Annotated in this window: 24 protein-coding genes; 8 read left to right on the top strand and 16 right to left on the bottom strand. The window is 53.4% G+C overall.

Annotated elements, in window-relative coordinates:
* The coding region (locus ACRRUX_RS16465; RefSeq protein WP_432532304.1) for a hypothetical protein at window positions 1–302 on the top strand (302 nt) is incomplete at its 5' end.
* A gap of 54 nt (window positions 303–356) precedes the next feature.
* Window positions 357–803, top strand: a complete 447-nt coding sequence (locus ACRRUX_RS16470) for an RNA recognition motif domain-containing protein (RefSeq protein ID WP_432532306.1) — start codon at window positions 357–359, stop codon at window positions 801–803.
* Between the two features lie 16 nt (window positions 804–819).
* Here ACRRUX_RS16470 and murI read toward each other — a convergent pair whose 3' ends face one another.
* On the bottom strand, window positions 820–1611 hold the full coding sequence (murI, locus tag ACRRUX_RS16475; protein WP_432532308.1) for a glutamate racemase: 792 nt from the start codon (window positions 1609–1611) through the stop codon (window positions 820–822).
* Window positions 1612–1752: 141 nt separating this feature from the next.
* Here murI and trmA point away from each other — a divergent pair, with 141 nt between their 5' ends.
* Window positions 1753–2850, top strand: a complete 1098-nt coding sequence (trmA, locus tag ACRRUX_RS16480) for a tRNA (uridine(54)-C5)-methyltransferase TrmA (RefSeq protein WP_432532310.1) — start codon at window positions 1753–1755, stop codon at window positions 2848–2850.
* 70 nt (window positions 2851–2920) lie between these two features.
* Here the strand turns inward: trmA and fabR are convergent, their stop codons facing one another.
* Window positions 2921–3535, bottom strand: coding sequence for an HTH-type transcriptional repressor FabR (fabR, locus tag ACRRUX_RS16485; RefSeq protein ID WP_432532312.1), 615 nt, complete (start codon window positions 3533–3535; stop codon window positions 2921–2923).
* 201 nt (window positions 3536–3736) lie between these two features.
* Between fabR and ACRRUX_RS16490 the strand changes: the two genes are divergently transcribed.
* The 3 genes from ACRRUX_RS16490 to mnmH all read left to right on the top strand — a co-directional run bounded on the left by ACRRUX_RS16490 (window position 3737) and on the right by mnmH (window position 7108).
* Window positions 3737–4846, top strand: a complete 1110-nt coding sequence (locus tag ACRRUX_RS16490; RefSeq protein WP_432532314.1) for a fatty acid desaturase — start codon at window positions 3737–3739, stop codon at window positions 4844–4846.
* Between the two features lie 115 nt (window positions 4847–4961).
* Window positions 4962–6005 carry a selenide, water dikinase SelD gene (selD, locus tag ACRRUX_RS16495; protein WP_432532316.1) on the top strand — a complete coding sequence of 348 codons (1044 nt, stop codon included), beginning with the start codon at window positions 4962–4964 and terminating at the stop codon, window positions 6003–6005.
* Complete coding sequence (gene mnmH, locus ACRRUX_RS16500; protein WP_432532318.1) at window positions 6005–7108, top strand: tRNA 2-selenouridine(34) synthase MnmH; 1104 nt, start codon at window positions 6005–6007, stop codon at window positions 7106–7108. The genes selD and mnmH overlap by 1 nt, the downstream gene beginning before the upstream one ends.
* Before the next feature lie 122 nt (window positions 7109–7230).
* Here mnmH and ACRRUX_RS16505 read toward each other — a convergent pair whose 3' ends face one another.
* Window positions 7231–8079, bottom strand: coding sequence for a PfkB family carbohydrate kinase (locus ACRRUX_RS16505; RefSeq protein ID WP_432532320.1), 849 nt, complete (start codon window positions 8077–8079; stop codon window positions 7231–7233).
* A gap of 385 nt (window positions 8080–8464) precedes the next feature.
* Here ACRRUX_RS16505 and ACRRUX_RS16510 point away from each other — a divergent pair, with 385 nt between their 5' ends.
* Entirely contained in the window at window positions 8465–9631 is a 1167-nt protein-coding gene (locus ACRRUX_RS16510; protein WP_432532322.1) for an MFS transporter, read from the top strand.
* Between the two features lie 33 nt (window positions 9632–9664).
* Here the strand turns inward: ACRRUX_RS16510 and ACRRUX_RS16515 are convergent, their stop codons facing one another.
* Genes ACRRUX_RS16515 through nudE form a run of 4 tightly spaced genes read right to left on the bottom strand, consistent with a single transcriptional unit; the run spans window position 9665 to window position 12871 of the window.
* Window positions 9665–10951 (bottom strand): MFS transporter, encoded by a 1287-nt coding sequence (locus tag ACRRUX_RS16515; RefSeq protein ID WP_432532324.1) that lies wholly within the window; start codon window positions 10949–10951, stop codon window positions 9665–9667.
* A 44-nt stretch (window positions 10952–10995) separates the two neighbouring features.
* Window positions 10996–11454 carry a GNAT family N-acetyltransferase gene (locus ACRRUX_RS16520; RefSeq protein ID WP_432532326.1) on the bottom strand — a complete coding sequence of 153 codons (459 nt, stop codon included), beginning with the start codon at window positions 11452–11454 and terminating at the stop codon, window positions 10996–10998.
* Entirely contained in the window at window positions 11455–12267 is an 813-nt protein-coding gene (gene cysQ / locus ACRRUX_RS16525) for a 3'(2'),5'-bisphosphate nucleotidase CysQ (RefSeq protein WP_432532328.1), read from the bottom strand. It lies immediately after the preceding gene.
* Window positions 12268–12325: 58 nt separating this feature from the next.
* Entirely contained in the window at window positions 12326–12871 is a 546-nt protein-coding gene (nudE, locus tag ACRRUX_RS16530; RefSeq protein WP_432532330.1) for an ADP compounds hydrolase NudE, read from the bottom strand.
* A 363-nt stretch (window positions 12872–13234) separates the two neighbouring features.
* Here nudE and yrfG point away from each other — a divergent pair, with 363 nt between their 5' ends.
* Window positions 13235–13903 carry a GMP/IMP nucleotidase gene (yrfG, locus tag ACRRUX_RS16535; protein ID WP_432532332.1) on the top strand — a complete coding sequence of 223 codons (669 nt, stop codon included), beginning with the start codon at window positions 13235–13237 and terminating at the stop codon, window positions 13901–13903.
* Between the two features lie 54 nt (window positions 13904–13957).
* Here yrfG and ACRRUX_RS16540 read toward each other — a convergent pair whose 3' ends face one another.
* Genes ACRRUX_RS16540 through gspF form a run of 9 tightly spaced genes read right to left on the bottom strand, consistent with a single transcriptional unit; the run spans window position 13958 to window position 20835 of the window.
* Window positions 13958–14719: a type II secretion system protein N gene (locus ACRRUX_RS16540; protein ID WP_432532334.1), complete on the bottom strand. Its 762-nt coding sequence runs from the start codon at window positions 14717–14719 to the stop codon at window positions 13958–13960.
* Window positions 14720–14733: 14 nt separating this feature from the next.
* Window positions 14734–15210 (bottom strand): type II secretion system protein M, encoded by a 477-nt coding sequence (locus tag ACRRUX_RS16545; RefSeq protein ID WP_432532336.1) that lies wholly within the window; start codon window positions 15208–15210, stop codon window positions 14734–14736.
* Window positions 15210–16403, bottom strand: coding sequence for a type II secretion system protein GspL (gene gspL, locus ACRRUX_RS16550; protein WP_432532338.1), 1194 nt, complete (start codon window positions 16401–16403; stop codon window positions 15210–15212). Before gspL ends, ACRRUX_RS16545 begins: the two co-directional genes overlap by 1 nt.
* 12 nt (window positions 16404–16415) lie before the next feature.
* Window positions 16416–17444 carry a type II secretion system minor pseudopilin GspK gene (gene gspK, locus ACRRUX_RS16555; protein WP_432532340.1) on the bottom strand — a complete coding sequence of 343 codons (1029 nt, stop codon included), beginning with the start codon at window positions 17442–17444 and terminating at the stop codon, window positions 16416–16418.
* Complete coding sequence (gene gspJ, locus ACRRUX_RS16560) at window positions 17441–18190, bottom strand: type II secretion system minor pseudopilin GspJ (protein ID WP_432532342.1); 750 nt, start codon at window positions 18188–18190, stop codon at window positions 17441–17443. Before gspJ ends, gspK begins: the two co-directional genes overlap by 4 nt.
* The gene (gspI, locus tag ACRRUX_RS16565; protein WP_432532344.1) at window positions 18171–18560 is read right to left on the bottom strand and encodes a type II secretion system minor pseudopilin GspI; all 390 of its coding nucleotides are present in this window, start codon (window positions 18558–18560) and stop codon (window positions 18171–18173) included. The genes gspJ and gspI overlap by 20 nt, the downstream gene beginning before the upstream one ends.
* Window positions 18541–19125 carry a type II secretion system minor pseudopilin GspH gene (gene gspH / locus ACRRUX_RS16570; protein ID WP_432532346.1) on the bottom strand — a complete coding sequence of 195 codons (585 nt, stop codon included), beginning with the start codon at window positions 19123–19125 and terminating at the stop codon, window positions 18541–18543. The genes gspI and gspH overlap by 20 nt, the downstream gene beginning before the upstream one ends.
* Window positions 19125–19559 (bottom strand): type II secretion system major pseudopilin GspG, encoded by a 435-nt coding sequence (gene gspG, locus ACRRUX_RS16575; protein WP_432532348.1) that lies wholly within the window; start codon window positions 19557–19559, stop codon window positions 19125–19127. Before gspG ends, gspH begins: the two co-directional genes overlap by 1 nt.
* Before the next feature lie 52 nt (window positions 19560–19611).
* Window positions 19612–20835 carry a type II secretion system inner membrane protein GspF gene (gene gspF, locus ACRRUX_RS16580; RefSeq protein ID WP_432532350.1) on the bottom strand — a complete coding sequence of 408 codons (1224 nt, stop codon included), beginning with the start codon at window positions 20833–20835 and terminating at the stop codon, window positions 19612–19614.
* Window positions 20836–20837 lie beyond the last annotated feature (2 nt).

Here is a 20837-nt window from a genome sequence, read left to right on the forward strand (position 1 = left end):
ATGCCAGGGTCAGTTGCCGTTGGCGACTTTCCCTTTCGACCTGCTTATCAGGCGCTACCTCTACCAGAGAAGCCCGTTGTGCCGTGTCGATGGAGGCGCATTATAGGGAGACAGATTTGGATAGCAAGGCCTTTTTATCAAAACGCCCATCAACTGCTCACGAACTAAACTTATTGTCCAAACAACCATCCATAAGACCAAATATCCCCCACATCCTGATTATTGCCATCTCCCCGGCCACCTCATTTGGGTCAATTTTTCAGCAAGCCTATGGAGATAAAGCAAATAATTCATTACCATGAGCAAGGCCATTAACAGTATTTACCCAATCTTCACATAAATTAGAGAAGAGTCTTATGCAGAAGTCATTTTTAGTTGTGGTTATTGCCGCATTTATCGGTGCCTTTGGTATTCACCAATTTGCACCAGCATTCTCTGCTTCTATCGCATTTTTTGCGGGAGCTATCCTTGCTGCCCTGCTGTTTGTCTTCTTGTCCGGGTCTCCCTCAAAGGAGTCAACTCCTTATCAGGGCCCAATGATGACACTTTATGTAGGCAACCTGCCCTATCGGGTTCATGAGGGAGAGGTCAAAGAGCTATTCGAGCAGTACGGTGCGGTCAATTCCATTCGTTTGGTTCGGGACAGAAAGACCGGACGTCGCAAAGGCTTTGGTTTTGTCGAAATGGCAGAGCCAGGAGCCAAGGAAGCACTGGCTAAGTTAAATGACTTCAATTTTCAGGAGCGAACCATCAAAGTTCGCGAAGCCAAAACTCAGGATACTGCCGATCCAGAAAACAGCTGAGTCTGTAAATTCTGATTCAGTGTTTCGGGGGGAAGCGATTCAATTCGCTGAACCCCAAAGTTGACAGCGTATCTGCCAAACCGGTATCCAATAACACTGTGGTATAGAAACCACAGAGTGTGCCCATAGTAGTGGCTTCAGCCGCAATATCAGGCAATAGTGACTTCACCCGCCGCGCAATCGCCTTACCTGAATCCAGCAAACTGACCTCATCCCCCAGTACGGCACGCATCTCTGCCTTTAACATAGGAAAGTGAGTGCACCCTAATACCAGCACATCCAGCCCGGTTTGCTTAACCGGAGTCAGGATTCTTGCCATATCAGCCTGTGGAATAGGGATACCAGCCATTTTTCGCTCGGCCAACATCACCAGCTCAGAACTGCCAAACAAATGCACCCGGGTATCCGGGGCAAATTCACGGATTAATCCATGGGTGTAATCACGCTTTATCGTACCAGGTGTTGCAAGCAAGCCAATCTCTTTGGCTTTACTCAGGGCTGCAGCGGGTTTGATTGCTGGCACGACACCCACAACCGGAATGTCCAGCTGCCGACGCAGTTCGGGTAATACCAGAGTACTGGCGGTGTTACAGGCAACGACGACCAGAGCGGCATCCAGTTGCTGACTGAGCCTGACAATCAAGTCCACACAACCACTTATTAATACCTGATCCGCCAGTTCACCATAGGGCAATCTCGCGTTATCAAAAAGATAGATATAATCCCGGCCCGGGAGCAGGCTACGGATCTCCGACAATACAGATAACCCTCCCACACCTGAGTCAAAAACAAGAATTGGCCGGAACACGCAGACTCCTGAAGCTGGCAACACCCTGAAGGGAAATTTTCACACAGCCAAGCTGGCAGCGTAAAGTGAAGAAACTGGACAAAGATGCGCTGTAGTATACTATTTGCGCCCCAATCGACAGACACAGATGGTAAGGTACACATGAACTTCGCTGCAATGAACCCGACAAGCTATGACGCTCAGCTGGAAGAAAAGCGAGCCAGGCTGGAACAGGACTTTGCCGGGTATCTGCCACCGGCGCTGGAAGTATTCCCTTCCGACCCAACCCACTACCGTATGCGCGCCGAGTTTCGTGTCTGGCACGACGGTGACGATCTCTACTATTACATGTTCGACAATGTCGAAAAGCAGAAAGTCCGTACCGATCAATATCTGCCGGCCGGTAAGCTGATTAATGAGATGATGCTGGCACTGATGGCTGAGCTGCGTCCCAACCAGATTCTGCGCAAAAAGCTGTTCCAGATTGATTTCCTGTCCACCCTGAGTGGTGAAATTCTGGTGTCCTTGCTGTATCACAGACAACTGGACGAGGCATGGGAAACCGAAGCCCGCGCCTTGAAGGCCCGATTGACCACACAATTCAACGTCAACCTGATTGGCCGCGCCCGCAAGCAGAAGATCGATCTGGACAAAGACTTTGTAGTGGAAACACTGCAGGTTAATGGTCGCGACTATCAATATAAGCAGATCGAAAACTCCTTCACCCAGCCAAACGCCAAAGTTGCCATTAAAATGCTGGAGTGGGCACTTGATGTGACTCAAAACAGCACTGGCGATTTGCTCGAACTCTATTGTGGCAACGGCAACTTCTCTATCGCACTGGCACAAAACTTTGAGCGGGTATTGGCGACTGAACTGGCGAAACCATCAGTTGATGCAGCTCAGTACAATATCAGGATTAACGGCATTGAGAATCTGCAGATCTTCCGCATGTCCGCAGAAGACTTCAGTGAAGCCATGACTACAGGCCGCCAGTTCAAACGGCTGGAAGGGGTAGATCTCAAGAGCTACCAGTGCAATACCATATTCGTTGACCCACCGCGTGCCGGTCTGGATCCTGACACAGTGAAGCTGGTCCAGAGCTATGAGCGCATCCTGTATATCTCCTGCAACCCGGATACCCTGAGAGCCAATCTGGATACCTTAAAGGAAACGCACAGGATCAGCCGTTTCGCGCTGTTCGATCAGTTCCCTTACACCCACCATATGGAATGTGGTGTATTACTGGAACGCAGATAGCACGCTAAATACTTCTCTGCAGAGAGAGCAAAAAGGGGCCAACAGGCCCCTTTTTGATTTAGATTGCGATTCACCGCGCATCCATTCTGTGTTGCAGCGCTTCGGCGCCCTTGGCCACCATACGCAGCTGCATCACCAGTTGTTCAGCCAGCTCTTTACGCTCTGCCCGCTTCATATCCAGTGCGGCCGCACCGGCGTTGAACACCAGAGTCACCAGTGCTTCAGCCTGGGCCCGCGCCAAATCCGGGCTGCGACCGACTGTATCCTCAGTGTAATGCGCAAGTTCAGAGATGAAATGCTCAATCTCCCGCGCCACGGCAGCCCTGAAAGCCGCTGAGGTGCCGGAGCGTTCATGCAGCAGAATACGGAATACATTGGGATTGGAATCCAGCACCTCCATAAAGGTTTCCACGGAAATCCGGATCACACTTCCCCCCGCCTCAGCACGCTGGCGCCCTTTGCGCATCATCTGTCTGAGAGTCAAGCCACCTTCATCCACCATGGTCAAACCTAGCTCATTCATATCCTTGAAATGACGATAAAAAGAGGTCGGTGCAATATTGGCTTCCCGGGCAACTTCCCGCAGGCTCAGACTGGAAAAACTGCGTTCTGCACTTAACTGGTTAAATGCTGCGTCAACCAAAGCCCTTCTGGTTTTTTCTTTTTGCTGCGCTCTGATCCCCATCCTGCCGCTCATAATAATGTAAGTGGAATCAGCAAATAATACCGATTTTATCGGTAAAACACAGCCCCGCAGGGAAATGCCCGGACCTCAACTCTCAGCCAGCTCAGATTATATTTAATTACATTATGGTTACCTTGACGTTTCAACCATTTATAACTAAATTAGCTTACAGATGTACGCTCAAATAGAAACGGAAATCCAATGAAGCGAAAACCTCCTGTACTTTGGCTCAACGTAGCCTTTTTCTCCCTGACATTTTTTGGCGCCCTGTTTTTGGTGCCCTGGCGTGGACTCACCCATGGCTTTGATGGCATGGAATGGCTGGCATTTGGTTTACTGGCCTTTTTCAGCGGCTTATCCATTACCGCGGGCTATCACCGACTCTGGTCGCACAAAACCTATAAAGCCAGCGCACCTGTACGCCTGATGTACGCGCTGGGCGGTGCACTGGCGCTGCAGAACAGCGCACTGCATTGGAGCAGCGACCACCGAGTCCATCACAAGCACGTGGATGATAATGATACCGATCCCTATTCTGCCAAAATGGGGTTCTGGTACAGCCACATTGGCTGGATGCTGCGCGAGTATCAGGCGCACAGATACCATGACTACAAAAATGTGCGGGATCTGCAAAACGATGCCATTGTCATGTGGCAGCACAAACACTATCTCAAGCTGGTTGCCGTTATGAATATCGGCTTGCCGGCGCTGCTTGGCTGGCTCAATGGCGACATATTGTCGATGTTGCTGCTGGCAGGGCTGATGCGACTGGTGTTGGTACATCACTGCACTTTCTTTATCAACTCCCTGGCCCATGTCTGGGGCAGTCAGCCCTATACAGATAAAAACACCGCCAGAGACAACGGCTTCCTGGCCCTGCTGACTTATGGTGAGGGTTACCACAACTTCCACCATATTTTTGAATACGATTACCGCAACGGCATCAAGTGGTGGCAATACGACCCGACCAAGTGGCTGATTAATCTGTTGGCCTGGTGTGGGCAGGCCAAAGACTTGCGCACAGTGCCGCAGGAGCGGATCGAAACCGCCATGCTGCAGATGCAGCTTAAGCAAGCCAGTCGCCAGGTCGCTCAAATGCCGAATTGCGAGGAGTTGCTGGAAGCACTGCAGCGGGAATACGACATGCTGAAGGAAAAACTGACGCATTACTATCAGGCTAAAAAAGCCCTGCTCGAGGCCAGACGTCAGAAACTCTGTCATCAGCAACTCAACGAACAGGTTTTGGCCCTCAAACTTCAGTTGACCCAACAAGTTAAACAGTGGCGCCAGCTGACACACCAATACGCCTGACTCATACTGCGGCTCTGCCTGCGCCGCAAATTCCAGTTAAAGCCGGTCGGCCACCTTGCATGGTGGCCGTATCTGACTATCATGGTCGCCATTATCTCCACACAGGTTTTGAACAATGGCAGAATCCGGCATCAAACTCACTGAGTACAGCCACGGCGCAGGTTGCGGCTGCAAAATTTCCCCCAAGGTATTGAGCACCATATTGGCGTCCCAACTGCCGGTGTTTACCGATCCCAATCTGCTGGTCGGCAACCAGAGCAGGGATGATGCCGCGGTTTACAAACTGAATGAAGATACCGGCATTATCAGCACCACTGATTTCTTTATGCCGATTGTGGATGATCCTTTTACCTTTGGCCGCATCGCCGCGACCAATGCCATCAGCGATATTTACGCCATGGGTGGCACCCCCATCATGGCGATTGCCATTCTTGGCTGGCCGGTAAATATATTGAGTCCTGAGATTGCCCAGCAGGTGGTTGACGGCGGCCGCCAGGCCTGCGCCGATGCCGGTATTATGCTGGCCGGTGGTCACAGCATTGATGCTCCGGAACCTATCTTCGGTCTGGCGGTAACGGGCCAAATCCCGCTGAATGAACTGAAGCAGAACGATACCGCCAAAGCCGGCGATCGCCTGTATCTCACCAAACCTATTGGTATAGGCATTCTGACTACAGCGCAAAAGCAGAAAAAACTCGCCGATGAAGACGCACACATCGCGGTAGACGCCATGTGCCAGCTCAATAAAATCGGTGCCCGCATAGCCAAACTGCGAGGTGTAAATGCCATGACAGATGTGACCGGTTTTGGTCTGGCTGGTCACTTGCTGGAAATGTGTCAGGGAGCAGGCGTCAGCGCGGCGATCGATTTGAGCAAATTACCTCTGCTGGATCAGGCCAGACACTATCTGGAACTGGGCTGTGTTCCCGGCGGCACCCACAGAAACTTTGACAGTTATGGCGAGCACCTGCCAGTGCTGTCTGATGAACAAAAAGCCCTGCTGTGTGACCCTCAAACCAGTGGCGGTCTGCTGGTTGCAGTAGATGCCGACGGCGAGGAGGCACTGCGCGCGTTGCTCACCAGCGAAGGCATTGCCCCTGTCTGTATCGGTACACTGGCAGCAAAAGCAGCGCAAGATCAGTGGGTGGAATTGATCTGATGAGTCAGCAAATGATTCCTGCCAGTCAATACCGCGACATCTTTCTGAGTGATCGCCCCATGATGGACAGCCGGGCGCCCATTGAATTTACCAAAGGCGCCTTCCCCAGCTCTGTCAACCTACCGTTGATGACCGACAACGAACGCCAGAAAGTCGGTACCTGCTACAAGGAACACGGCCAGGAAGCCGCAATGGCTCTGGGACATCAACTGGTTCAGGGCAAAACCAAGCACCAGCGGGTGGATGCCTGGCTGACGTTCTTGCGTGCCAACCCAAATGCCTATCTGTACTGTTTTCGTGGTGGCCTGAGATCTCGCATTACCCAGCAATGGATCAAAGAGGCTGGCGTGGAAGTCCCTTTTGTGGAAGGTGGCTACAAGGCTATGCGTCAATATCTGATTGATGTCATTGATCAAACCAGACTGAACATGCCCATGCTAATCCTCAGTGGTATCACAGGCTCAGGCAAAACCGACTTCCTGCAGTTGCGTCAGGAAGCAGTAGATTTGGAAGGCATAGCCAATCACAGAGGCTCCAGCTTCGGTAAAAAGCATGATCCCCAGCCATCTCAGATTAACTTTGAGAACCAACTGGCGGTAGCCTTGCTCAAACATGAGGGTGCAGGGCATAGCTGTCTGCTGCTGGAAGATGAAAGTTTCCTGATTGGCCGCAATGCCATTCCCAAACCCTTCCACGAAAAAATGCAGCAGGCCGATGTCCTGGTACTGGAAGAGCCCTGGGATAACAGACTGCAGCGGCTGTTGAATGACTACGTCATCATCATGCACTCAGGCTATGTTGAGCGCCTTGGCGAAGAGGCCGGAATGGAAGCCTTCCGGGATTACCTGATCCGCAGTCAGAAGGGCATAGAAAAGCGCCTTGGCGGCAAAGCCACCGCAGAGATTGGCCAGATGATCGACGACGCCTTGCTGATGCAATTGTCACGCAACGACCTGTCCGGTCACCTGCAATGGATAGCGGCTCTGCTGGAGCGATATTACGACCCCATGTACCACTTCCAGATGGAAAAGAAGGCTGAGCGTATTCGCTTTAAAGGCACCCATCAGGAAATGCATGAGTGGCTCGACAGCCAAAAAAGCTGAGCTAAAAAAATCCCCGGCCAATTGGCCGGGGCTAAAAACGAGAAAGACATCGAGCTGAAACAGCTTCACTATGTGTGCTATGCGTGACAGAGGCATGACAGACAGTTGACGGCGAGATATCATCAGCCTGCCGTCTGCTCCAGATAATCCTTCAACAATACTCCAGGAACGGAACTGGGAGTAGCAACCGCCATAGCGCCCCATCGGGCCGCTTCCAGCATGGCATCAGGTAACGTCTTGCCGCTCACCAAACCATGTATCAGCCCGCCGGCGTAAGCATCCCCGGCACCTGTGGCATCCATCAGCTCAGCCGGAATCGCTGGCACATGCTGCTGACCATCTGCGCTGCACAGTACTGCTCCCTGTTCTCCCTGAGTCACCACAAATGCCTGCAGGCAGTCACCGGCAATTTCCACCGCGAACTCCCACCAGGATACTTCTGTACGTCCCTGCAGATCCGATTCCGACGCCAAAAGAATATGACAGGGGCGCTGACGGTTGTCTTTCGCCAGTTGAGCCACCACCAGGCAATGGGGCAAAGCCGTTTTAGCCCAGCTGACAGCGCCTTCGGCACTGGAATTGATATACAAGGCATCCCAGTTGCGCCAGTTGGGGGGCGCAGGCAGTTCAAATACCGGCCGTTGGGGGCGAATAATGGTGCGCTCACCATCCGGCGTCATCATCAACATCATTTCACAGGTATTGCCCGGACGGCGTGACACCAGATGACAATCCAGCCCGCTGGTACTGGCCTGCGCCAGCAACCAGTCACCTTTCTCATCCTGCCCAACCTGACTGACCAGCGCGACCCGATGGCCAGCCCACACCAGTCCAAGACCAGAATTGGCACCGCCACCTCCCAGTCGTCGGCCAAGATCCTGATAATGAAAACGCCCCCCGGCTGCCAACGGCTTATCCAGCTGCAAAATACGATCACAATTCAGATTGGCGACCAACACTATGTTTGCCATAACTCGGTTCCTGTAATGCTCTTATCCCAATGGTATGTAAAAGGCCAAGGCTGCAGCAACCACAGAGAATCTGACGGGGCCGGACTTAACTCACACATCCCGATAAAAAAGATGGCGATAACAGACAAATTCAGCGATTGTTATCTCCAAAACTGACAGCCGACACCCATTTGCACAACAGAGAATTTCAGCTCTTGCATTTGGTCTAAAAAGTAACCATTATCCGGCTGTTTCAGTTCAAAAATACACCAGCAATAACGCCCTTTTTACGGGCAATATTATTGACCGTAAAAGCAAAATTAACTCGCTTTACGCCACCTGCCAACAGCCTTACAGTCGCGCCGAATTTCTCGCCATTTACCCATTTTCTCCGGAGCATTTCGCGGTGGAACTGAGCACGACCTCCTCCCACAAAACCAGCACTTTTGTTCCGGTCGCCGGCCTGAGTGTATTTGCCCTGGCATCCGGCTATCTGATGAGCCTGATCCCATTGTCATTGCCATCCTTCGGGCTGGAGCTTGCACTAGCTCCCTGGCTGGCCAGCATGTTCTATCTGGGTCTGCTGCTGGGAGCGACCGGTATTGAACCGGTTGTCGCCAAAATCGGCCACCGGCTGTCATTTATTCTGTTTCTGGCTGCGCTGCTGGCAACAATTCTGCTGATGATTGCTCTGCCTCAAGCGGAGGTATGGATGCTGGCCCGTCTGCTGGCCGGCATCGCCGTGGCTGGCGTATTTGTGGTGGTTGAATCCTGGCTGCTGATGACTGACAACGCCAAGCAGCGCGCCAAACGTCTGGGGCTGTACATGACCTCGTTGTATGGCGGTACTGCCATCGGTCAGCTGGGTATCGGTCAATTCGGTACTCAGGGCTTGCTGCCATATACCCTGATCTGCATTTTGATTGGCCTTGCGATACTGCCGCCACTGTTGGTCAGAAAAGGTCAGCCTGCCGCGATGCAACATCAGAAAATTGCCTGGCGGGAACTGCGCAGCCTCAGTCGCCCTGCAGTAATGGGGTGTCTGGTGTCCGGACTCACTATGGGTCCTATCTATGGCATGCTGCCAATTTATATCAAGAACCAAACCGGCAACGAGACGCAAACCGGCCTGCTGATGGCGATGGTGATCCTCGGTGGCATGATGGTGCAGCCTGTGGTCAGCTTCCTGTCCACCCGCATGAGTAAGAGTCTGCTGATGGCACTGTGCTGTTTGTTGGGGGCGGCCAGCGTATTTATGCTGATCACCGCCAATGACAATATCACTCTGGCAGTAGGGTATTCTCTGCTGGGCGCCAGCACCTTCGCCCTTTATCCGGTAGCCATTACTCTGGCCTGCGATAGTATGAGCGCAAGTAAAATTGTGGCTGCGACTCAGGTGATGCTGCTCAGTTACAGTCTGGGTTCCGTCCTCGGTCCTATGCTGGCATCGGCCTTTGACCAGGTACAGTTCAGTCTGCTGATGTATTTGGGGATCTGTCTGGCAAGCACCTGCATCTATATGCTGATAAAGAGCTTCAGGGCTCCCGGAGATCAGCAGCCGCAAGCGACCTGATTTGATTGAATGCGCCTCCTGCGGGAGGCGTATTTATTTGCCAAACAGATAACGGATAAACGCCAGCCTAAAGTGCAGACTGGTGCTGTAGAGCAAAAGCAGAACCAATAAATTCAACAGAGCAATCAGCAGAAACAGCTCCGGAATACTCCAGCCGAACAGCTCCAACAGCACTATTGCCAGCACCGCTGAAGCAATCATAAACAACGCATTGAAAATATTGTTGGCCGCGATCACCTGCGCCCTTTCGGCTGGCCTGGCTTCAGCCTGAATAAAGCTGTACAGCGGAACAATATAGATACCGCCGCAGACGCCGACCATAAACAAACTCAGCAACAGTCCCCAATGGCGGCCAGTCGCCAGAAACTCCCCCAAAAGGTAGCTGCCGCTGCCAACCGGAGGCTCTACCCACATCAGGCCGGCATCAAAAGCGCAGCCAAACAGCATTAATCCCATTGCCCCGGGAACCACCAAACCCAATTCCACTTTGCGGTGTGCCAGCCGTACAGAAGCAAACGACCCAACGCCAATCCCCACGGAAAACAACGCCAGCAATATGCTGACCAAAGCTGGCGTGGCATACAATTCTATGCGGGTAAAGTTGGGGAACTGAGTCAGATAGACAGCACCGGCAAACCAAAACCAACTGATCGCCATAATGGCCACAAACAGGTTTTTCTGCCGCCACACCGCCTTGATTATTTGGCCAATGCCCTTGCGCTTCTGCCCGCCCGATACCGGAGGTAAATCAGGAATAAACTGACCGGCAACCAGCCCGATCAGCGCAAAGCTGACTACCGCAACGGCAGCAATAGCAGAAGCCTGCCCGGCTGACATAATCACACCGGCGCCCAGAGTGCCCATCAAAATCGCCAGGAATGTGCCAACCTCAACCCAGGCATTGCCCTGCACCAGTTCACCGGGCTCCAAAGCCTGAGGCAGCAGTGCATATTTTACCGGGCCAAAGTACGCTGACTGCGTCCCCATAAGGAACAATAACACCAGCATGACCAGATAACTCTGGCTGCAGATCGCTAACGCGGCTGCAGACATCAACAACAGCTCCAGCCACTTCAGACGTCGGATAAGCCAGGCCTTGTCACGACAATCGGCAAGGTGACCGGCGTGGGCGGAAAACAGCAAAAATGGCAGGATGAACAGGGCAGCCGCAAGATTAACAAACAGGCCAACCGGCATCGGAAGTTGACTGACACTGGCCCAGGCGACCATCAGCAGCAGAACGTTCTTGTAGATATTGTCGTTGAGCGCGCCCAGGCACTGCACGATAAAGTAGGGAAAAAAGCGGCGGCTGAGAAACATAGAATCAGTCCTTGATACTGAAAAAACAATCCACCGCTGAGCATTCAGGGGGTTACTGATAGCGCCATCAGAATTCTGGCCTCTCCCTCACCAAAGTAATCTGCCTCAAAGCCGATTTCAACAAAGCCTTCTGCTTCATAGAGATGCCTTGCCGGATTGGTGGGTGAGACGGTCAGTAAAATCCGCCGTATGCCCGCCGGAGCTGCGGCAATCCCGGCGCGGATGAGCGCCTTGCCGACTCCCTTTCCACGATGCTGCGGGCAAACCGCCAGAGACAGAATCCAATAATCCGTCGGCTCGCTTGCCCTGACCGCTAACTGGTAACCGAGCAATTTGTCGGTGTCGCTGTCCCTTGCGATCATCAGGCCATCATGCCAGCAGTCAAACACCTGCCGGAAGAAAAAATCCGGATAAGAATGTGAACCAAAAACCGCTTGCTCAAGTAAAAAAACAGCCGCCAAATCGGGTTTGGCGGCTGCTTGCAGAATAATAGCTGGATTCAATCAGTGACCTTCCAAAATCTCATCCCAGGCCAGTTGCGGTGCTCCCACCACAATGAAATTGGGATTCTCCATTGTTTCCCGCTCATTGTAACTCAGAGGATTGAGGGTGATATCCATCAATTGTCCGCCGGCTTCCTCAACTATGATCTGTGCCGCACCTGTGTCCCACTCTCCCGTTGGCCCAACCCGCACATAACAGTCGGCACGGCCTTCGGCAACCAGACAGGACTTGAGCGCAGCGCCGCCCATCACCACCAATTCGCAGTGGCGGGGATCATGGAACAGCTTGAGCACTGACTGAGGATCCTGACGGCGACTCACTGCCAGACGCAGTGCAGGATGGGCATCATTCAGGATCTGACGACTGGTAATACGCACCTCACCATCACGACTGCGCTTGTAGGCGCCCAGTCCGGCAATACCGTAATAACAGACTTCGGTCATCGGCACGTACACCACCCCCATGATGGGACGGTTATGTTCAACCAGAGCGATAATCACCGAAAAATCCCCACTGCCGGCAATAAATTCCCCCGTGCCATCGAGGGGGTCAACCAGCCAATAGCGCTGCCACTGGCTGCGCTCACTCAGGGCGATATCAGCGGCTTCTTCCGACAGCACAGGAATATCCGGCGTCAGTGCCGACAGACCAGCAAGGATAATGGCGTGGGAGGCAAGATCAGCGGAAGTCACTGGGGTATTATCGGCTTTGATCTCCCGGTCAAACTCGCCGCCCAGGTAAATCTCGCGAATTTTACTGCCCGCTTCCCGGGCGACATGAATCACAGACTCAATCAGGTTTTCTGGCTGCATAACTACCCCGGTCACTGCCCAGATGTGGTCCCGACGAGTGCCGGGGAAAAGGTGGTACTTAAAGTTTTAGATGTTTTTGAGCCAAAAACAAAGCACTGACACTGCGTGATTCAGAAAAATCTTCTCTGCCAAGCAGCAATTCCCAGTCAGACAATCCCCAAGGGACAACTTCAATGGGTTCAGGCTCATCCCCTTCAAGTCTACTTTCAGTTAATTCTTCTGCCAGAAAAATCTGCATCTTACTGGCGAAATAACCGGGAGCCAGACTCAGCTCCTTGAGCAAGGTCAGCTTCGCCGCAGCAAAGCCGATCTCTTCCTGCAGCTCGCGATTGGCAGCCTGTGCCGGAGTTTCTCCGGGATCGATCAGTCCTTTGGGAAATCCCAGCTCATACTCATGGGTGCCAGCAGCATACTCACGGGCAAGCAGCAGTTGTCCCTGATGCACGGGAACCACCATCACAGCGCCCCGGGTGTTACCCTTCATACGCTCATAAAAGCGCTCCACATCATTGGAAAACTTCAGATGAACCTGTTCGACCTGAAATAAACGACTGCGGGCAACCACTTCCCGGTGAAGAATTTCAGGCTTTTGCCGTTGCGACATAGCGGCCTCATAGCTTAGGGTGATTAATTGTGTGCGACATGCCGATTTTCCCTTCGACTCCGCAATGCAATAGGGCGCAGGGCCACATATATACTGACACTAGAACAAGACCGCAGATAATGCCTTAAGTCAGTTACAATCTTACTATTCTGTTTTTAATCCTCAACAGGATTTTATACCATTTCCTACAGGCGTTTACCCGCTCAGCACGAGTGAAACGTCCGGTATCTGCAGTGGTTGAACTCAAAGCAGCGGTATTAAGGAGCTGCTGGACAGCGATGGCTCGGTGCGCCCGGGAAGCCGATCAACCATGTATGACTTGCAAAATCTGATACCGTTAACAGTGCAATAAGGAATGTCTTAATGCTCCCCTGGAACCAAATAGACACAGTTTTACTCGATATGGACGGCACCCTGCTGGATTTGCACTTCGACAATCACTTCTGGTTGCAACTGGTGCCTCAGGAGCTGGCAAAACAGCGTGCAATTACGGTTGCGCAGGCCAGCAAACTGGTCGAAGAGCAATATGCCAGCGTAGCAGGGACCCTCAACTGGTATTGTCTGGATTACTGGCGCGATACACTGGGACTGGACATTCTGGCGCTGCACCGGGATTTGGTGGACCGCATTCAGATGCGTCAGGACAGCATGCCGTTTTTGCAGGGATTGGAGCAGGCCGGCAAGCTGCGCATACTGGTCACCAATGCCCACCCGGATAATCTCCAGCTTAAACTGGAACACACTGAACTGAGACGCGGCCTGGACAAACTCATCTCCAGCCATGAAACCGGCTATCCCAAGGAACATCCTGAATTTTGGCTTGCCCTGTTCGAGCGCTTCCAACTGGAGCCGGCACGCTGCCTGTTTATCGATGACAGTGAGCCTATTCTCGCTGCCGCCAGACAGGCCGGAGTCGGCTTTCAGCTGGGGATCAAAAACCCGGACAGCAAAAAGCCCCACAAGCATTTCAGCGACTTTCCATCGATTGATGACTATCACCTGCTGCTGGATGACTTACTGGCCGGCGGCTAACCGGTTGCACTGAAACAACAAAGGGCGCCGCAGCGCCCTTTGTCATTTCTCATCTTACAGCCCGGGGATCACGCCCGAGTAGCGAATGGGATAATAGCCTTCGTTGTCGGACTTACCCAAAAAGCTCAGCGCCTTTTTCAGATCGTCAGGCTGCTCAGCGGTTTCCCGCACTTTGGCATCAACCAGCAGTTTGTTATTCTCACCAATGGTAACTTCGCCCTTTACACCCAGGCCATTGCCTTTTTCATCTGTGCTCAGAACCACTTCACCGTTGCGACAGGCCAGTGCCAATTGAATATTACCCAGCGGATAATCCCCAAACTGATTATTGACGCTCAGATGGTTAAGGAAAACTTTGCCATCAAGGGCCTCACACCAGGGTTTCCCCTGAGTCAGCTGGGGCACAATCACACTGAGCTCACCGTCTACCTTGGTGCGAAACGGCAATCTGGCATCGCCAATCAGGAAACTGCCAGGCGCTTCAAAGCGTAGATCCTGTGCCTGCACCCCGGACAGCGACCAGGACAATAATCCCTTACCGCTCACCGCTGTGGCTCTGGAGCCCACCGTCAGATCGACAGTCACCTTGCCGGTGAGCAAAGGCAGAAATTTCAGCTGCCAGTGCACTTGCTCCAGCAAGCGTTTATCCACTGATACCGTGTCGGCACTGCCATCCCAGATGGTGCCGGAAACCCCGGCAATATTGACCTGTGGCGGCAATGGAGCCAACTGCAGTGCCACTCTGGCAGGAAACAGTGCCAACATAAACACCAGATAAATCAGCAAGCCCAAAAGAATCTTTTTAACCACGAACATATCCTGCTTTATTGTTATTGGGACAGCTGTATCCGGCGCACCTGCACGTAACCCGGGGTATCTGTGGCTGACACATCCAGATTATCCAGCGCCAGCCCCTGCTGCTGCACCAGCTCGTTGAGATAGCCCATCAGCGCATCAAAGGGTACATCATCCATCCACAACTGGATCTTGTTACCCTGCGGCTGCATGCGGGTGATCTCCAGCCCATACTTGCCCGCTGTGCTGTTGACCAGCGCACTCATGCTGCCGGTGAAGCCACTTTTACCGCCACTCTGTCTCAGCGACATGATTTTACCGGCAGTTTGTTTTACATAGGCCAGCGTTTGCTGCTCTGCCTGCAGTTGTCGCCCGGCATTTTCCTGGGCATTGGCGATAGGTGTCCAGATACCCCAATAGAGCACACCTATCAGACCTACAATGGCGGCGGCAGACAACATTTGCTGCTCACGCGGTGCCAGCCCTGCCCACCAGATTTTAATATTGTCCATTACAAACTCCTCAGGGTCAGGGTGCCTGTGACCTTGTCGTCACTGCTGTTCATCGCCCCGGCACTCACTTCAAACCCTTTGCTGGCGAGCTCTCTGAATTTTTCAATCTGGGCATAAGTTTTGGCAGTCACCTGCATCCGCAGCTCGCCGCGGGCTCCATCAAATCTCAGACTGTCCGGACGCAGTTCAGGCACTTTGGCAAAGCTGCCCTCAAGAGTGTTAAGCATGGCAAATAATTGATCGCCCCCGCCCTGGCCCTGCAGCTTGCCCAGCTCACTTTTCATCTGGCTGCGCAGATTCACAATGCGGCTGCTGCCGGGAATGGCCTTACGGTAAATGCTTTCACTCTGAGCTTTGAGTTCCGCAGCCTGTGCATCCAGCTGGTAGATATTCAGCCCCATGTTGGCCAACGCCAGCACCACAACAACGCCAGCGGCAATCGCGGCATTGCGCCACAGCAGCAGATGCTTGCTCAGCTCACGGCTTGGCTTGTATGCCCCGGTCAGCAGATTCACACCCGCCAGCGTCATGCCTTTGGCCAGCACCAGCAGCGGCAGATCCAGCGATTGCTCCTGCGCCTCAGTGCCAGGAATATCCATACGTGTGTATGTGGCCACCGAGATCGGTTCATCAGTATCTGTCGGCAGCAATTTGGGCAGTACCACTTCAGACCAATCCAGCGGAATACTCTGGCCGGCACCGGCAGAGGTACGCAGCAGCAGTTCACGGCCGATAACCATGGCAGCCCACTGACAATCTGCCAGCGGCAACGCCAGACAATCCGGCACCATGGCTCTGGCCTTAAGTCCGGCCTCCGCCAGCCAGGTCAGCCAGCTCTGCATCTGCTCATGGGTCACGGCAATCACATTGAGCTGTTCACCCTCACGGGCACCCACTACAAAATGCATCAGTTCAACATTATCGACCAGCTGCTCTTCCAGCATAAAAGGCAGGGCTTTGAGTGCCTGACGCTGACCCTTTTCCGGCAGCGTCAGCTGGGTCATCGCCAGTGCAGCGGCTGACACCAGCACTTCTACCGGACGATTACCCGCACGCTCCCTGAGCGATGCCAGCTCACCGGCATTGGCCAGCTCGCCACAGGCAATGATCTCTTGCTCCTGCTCAGACCAAACCAGCCAGTGACAGGGCTTTTCGTAGGTGCTTCCCAAGCGGATATATAACCGTTCAATCACACTGATTCTCCATCAGCCGCGCTGCTTTTCATCAGCAGCTTGCTTCTTTTTTATTTGGTTCTGGGCGCCAAACTGCCTGCTCACGACCTTGATTTGGCCGCCTGAGTTTTTCAGCACACTTTCCATCTGGAATACTGCGTTATCCACTTTGGCGCCGGCATGCAGCAGGAAATACTTGCTGTCGATACCTATACTGGACTTCATTTTGTCATCGACACCGCCGCCAAGATTGGCGTCGTTCCAGAAGTCATCCAGCTTTTCGTAACCGGCGGCGGGGCGCTGATTGATCAGATTCTGCGCCTCACCGACTGAAATTTTGTTGTCGAACATGGCAGCCAGCAACTCAGGCTGATCCGCGGCCACAGTATTAATATTCAGCACTTGCTCACTGTTACCCGGAATGACGCACACGTAGGGTGCCAGGGCCTGATAGATCTTCTGGGTAATGCCCATCACCGCGCGCAGTTCACTCTTGTCATTCATCAGGGTATTGGCTGCCCGGTATGCCACCGTCCGCGATTCATATTCGGCATCTTCCGCACCAAACGGGCTGGTGACTGTATCTTCATCGAGATAATCCTTTACCGTGTGGCTCAGACTCTCGGCGGTAAAATCATCCATTCCCAGCGCCACCAACAGCGCCTTGAACTGCACCGCCGGCAGCGGCATTTTCGGCTGGCCATTTTCATTCTCAATACTTGGCTGTGACAGCGCATTGAGGTTAAAGCAGCTGCGTAAATCTTTCATTTCGCCGCCGATTTCGCCATGCTCAGCGGGAAACACGACATCGGCCAGCGCCCAGTACTGCTGCAGATGCACTGTGCCGTCGGCATCTTCCATGTCCTGTTTGAGTACCTTTTTAGCCAGCTCCTCGGCACTGATGGCATACCAGTATGCCTGATCGTACTGAGTCAGATTCATGGTCCGTTGCATCGCCAGCTGGTTACGACCGGTAATATCTGCGGCAATGACCGCAATCATGGCAACAATCAGCAGTACCACCAACAGGGCCACGCCCCGCTGTTGTTTAAACCGGATCATGTTTCAGGTGTACTCCCATCGCCATTGTCACCGCCGGTATCCGGGTTTCCGTCACCATTGGTGTCATCGCCACTACCCCCGCTGTTATCACCGTTACCATTGTTGTTGCCGGCATCTTCATCTGGCTTGATACTGCCCTGCTCCGGCAGCAAAAACTTACGGGTAATGGAGCCCAGCCCTTCCAGCTCAATCTCCATGGCGATGGCCTTGGGCATGACGCTGCCATCGGCGGTTTCCTGCCAGCTGTCGTTGATAAAGAAGGCGTACTTCACCTCCAGTACCTTATCCATCAATACGGTTTTTTCCGGCTCAGCCCCCAGTTCCGGATCCGGATAGGGGAAATACCAGCGCTCCAGCCGGTCCTCCACCTGCACATAGGCAACTGCCTGAATACTGCCCCGCGGCAACATGCCCTCAGGGTTAAGCCAGCCCAACCGGTAAAAGCTCAGTCCCTGAGACTGAGAGTCCAGCACGTTGGGCCCGGCGATAAAAATCGTGCTGCTGCGGCCACCATCGAGCAAACGGGCGGAGCGGGCGACCATCTGTGCCAAATCCCGGTTAATCGCACCAAAGCCCTGCTGCATTCCTTTGAGTCGTTCGGCAAACTCCTGAGTTGCCTGGTCATTGGTTCTGACCGTATTCAACACCGAATAGGCTGTAATACCCAGCATGCCAAAAATGGCGGTGGCAATCAGCATCTCCAGCAGGGTAAAGCCCCTGCTACGGTTATTCCTGCCGCGCCACATAACTGCTCACCTGTGCTTTGATCCGCTTGAATCTGTCATCATCACTGACACTGATGCGGATCATGCGGAAGTCGTCATCCGTAGTTTTCACCACTTCCCGGCGCCAGTACCATTCCTGACCCGCCAACTCGTCTTTACCCTCTTTTTTACCCAGCGCCGGAAACGGCTCACTGAGACGGGCATCCACCATCTGGTTATCCGCCACCCATTGGGCCAGTGTTCTTTCTTCCAGCACCGGCATGTTAGCCATCATTTCCGCCAGACTCTTGGTGATAGCTACCGCGGCAATGGCAAATACCGCCATGGCGACCATGACTTCCAGCAGAGTCATGCCCCGGGTTCGCCTGAAACTAGTTCGCCGGGTATTCATCTTCTCTCCCCAGCGACAGCCTGCCCAGCGGGTTGCCGACCACCAACACATCTATGTCTTTGTTGTCATCCCGGGTCAAAAAGCTCAGTTCAAAACCGCTGATCTCACCGCTGGGAAACAAAAACACCTGAGGGATGAGTTCCTTGTCTTTCTTCGACAGGCCCACATCCGCCTCTTTAAAGGGCTCATCAAACCAGGAGGCGTCATCCTCGTCGTCCTGCACCAGAGGCAGGCCTTCCACCACCAGACTCAACTTCACCTGCTCATCAAACTCACGTTTGCCAATAAGTCGGCCCTTTTCCAGCGGCACCCACTTGTCATCTTTACGCAGCACAAACTGATAGCTGTGATCTTCCACCACCAGACCGACAAACTGACCACTGAGCACCACTTCATCCAGCACCATCTCAGTGATCGCCTTGAATTGTCTGGCCTGACGCTCAAGCTCCTCTTTGGGGCCTGAATTGCTCATGGATAAGGTCACAGCCGATGCCGCCAGTCCCATCAGCAAAATCACCAACAGGACTTCAAGCAGGGTAAAACCGGCCTGGCGGTATGCTGGCATTACTGGAAGCTCTGCAGATTCCAGTTGCCGATATCATCCTCAGTGCCAGGCTGACCGTCCGGTCCCATGGAAAAAATATCAATCTTGCCGTTTTCGCCGGGGCTCAGCAGCAGGTAGTCGTTGCGCCATGGGTCCTGTGGCAAACGCTTCACATAACCATCTTCACGATAATTGCGAGGCTCAGGCGATACACTCGGCTTTTGCACCAGCGCATCCAGGCCCTGCTCGGTGGAGGGATACACGCCGTTATCCAGCTTGTACATATCCAGCGCATTTTCCAGCGCGACAATATCTGACACTGCTTTTTGCTGATCGGCTTTATCTTTGTTGCCCATCAGGTTAGGCACCACCATGGAGGCGAGGATCCCCAGGATCACAATCACCACCATCACTTCCAGCAGGGTGAAGCCACGTTGTTTATTGCGTTTTTGCATCTCTTACATCTCCTTCAACAGTGCCCTGCCCGGGCCGGGTTATATGCTTAAGTCAGCCGCTGATCATATTGTTCAGCTGCAAAATCGGCTGCAGGATAGCCAGTACGATAAACAGCACCACCCCCGCCATAGATACCACCAACATGGGTTCAAACACCCCCAGGGCGATGTTGACGTTGGACTCAAATTCCCTGTCCTGATTGTCCGCTGCGCGCTCAAGCATCTGCTCCAGCTCGCCACTCTTTTCCCCTGAGCTGATCATGTACAGCATCATGGCCGGAAACAATTTGGTATTGGTCAGCGCCGTCCCCAGACTGGTGCCTTCCCGGACCCGGGCTGTGGCATCCTGCACGGCTTCACGCACCCGCACATTCTGCAGCACATCACTGGCGATACGCATACCATCAAGCAGCGGCACCGAACTGGCCGACAGAATACTCAGGGTCCGGGCAAAACGGGCGGTATTCAGGCCCCTGCTGACTTTACCCACCACCGGCATTTTCAGCAGTGCCGTATCATATTTCAGTCTGAATCCGGGATTGGTCAGCAATCGCTGAAACAGAATCACCGCCGCCACAATCAGTCCCAGAATAAGCACACCATACTGCTGCAGAAATTCTGAGCTGGCGATCAGCAACTGCGTGGTCCAGGGCAGTTCCTGTCCCATATGCACAAATTGATCGACCACCTTGGGCACTACTGCGGTCAGCAGCACAGCAATCACGCCTATGGCCACCATGGTGAGCACTATCGGATAGATCATCGCCTGAGTCAGCTTGCTTTTCAGCTGTTGGCGGCGCTCTGTGTAATCGGCCAGACGGTTAAGCACCACTTCCAGGTGACCGGATTTTTCACCGGACGCCACCATGGCGCGGTACAGATCATCAAACACATGGGGGAATTCGGCCATGGAATCTGCCAGCGAGTAGCCCTCTACCACCCGGGAGCGGACCGCCATGATCATGGATGCCAGCCGGTCCTTTTCACACTGCTGTCCCACCGCTTTGAGCGCCTCTTCCACCGGCAGTCCGGCAGCCACCAGAGTCGCCAGCTGGCGGGTCAGCAGGGCCAGTTCGGCGGTGGAGATTTTGCGCTTGAACAAACTGAAACCACCACCGGCGGCGCGGGTTTCCTTTTCCACCACAGGCTGAATATCCAGCGGCATCAAGCCCTGATCCCGCAATTGGGAACGTGCATGGCGGGCGGTATCAGCTTCGATAACCCCTTTGTTCTGTTTACCTGTTCGATCAAGTGCCTTGTATTCAAACGCCGGCATGG

This window comes from Shewanella sp. GXUN23E (assembly GCF_050865035.1).
In the GTDB taxonomy this organism is placed as follows: domain Bacteria; phylum Pseudomonadota; class Gammaproteobacteria; order Enterobacterales; family Shewanellaceae; genus Shewanella.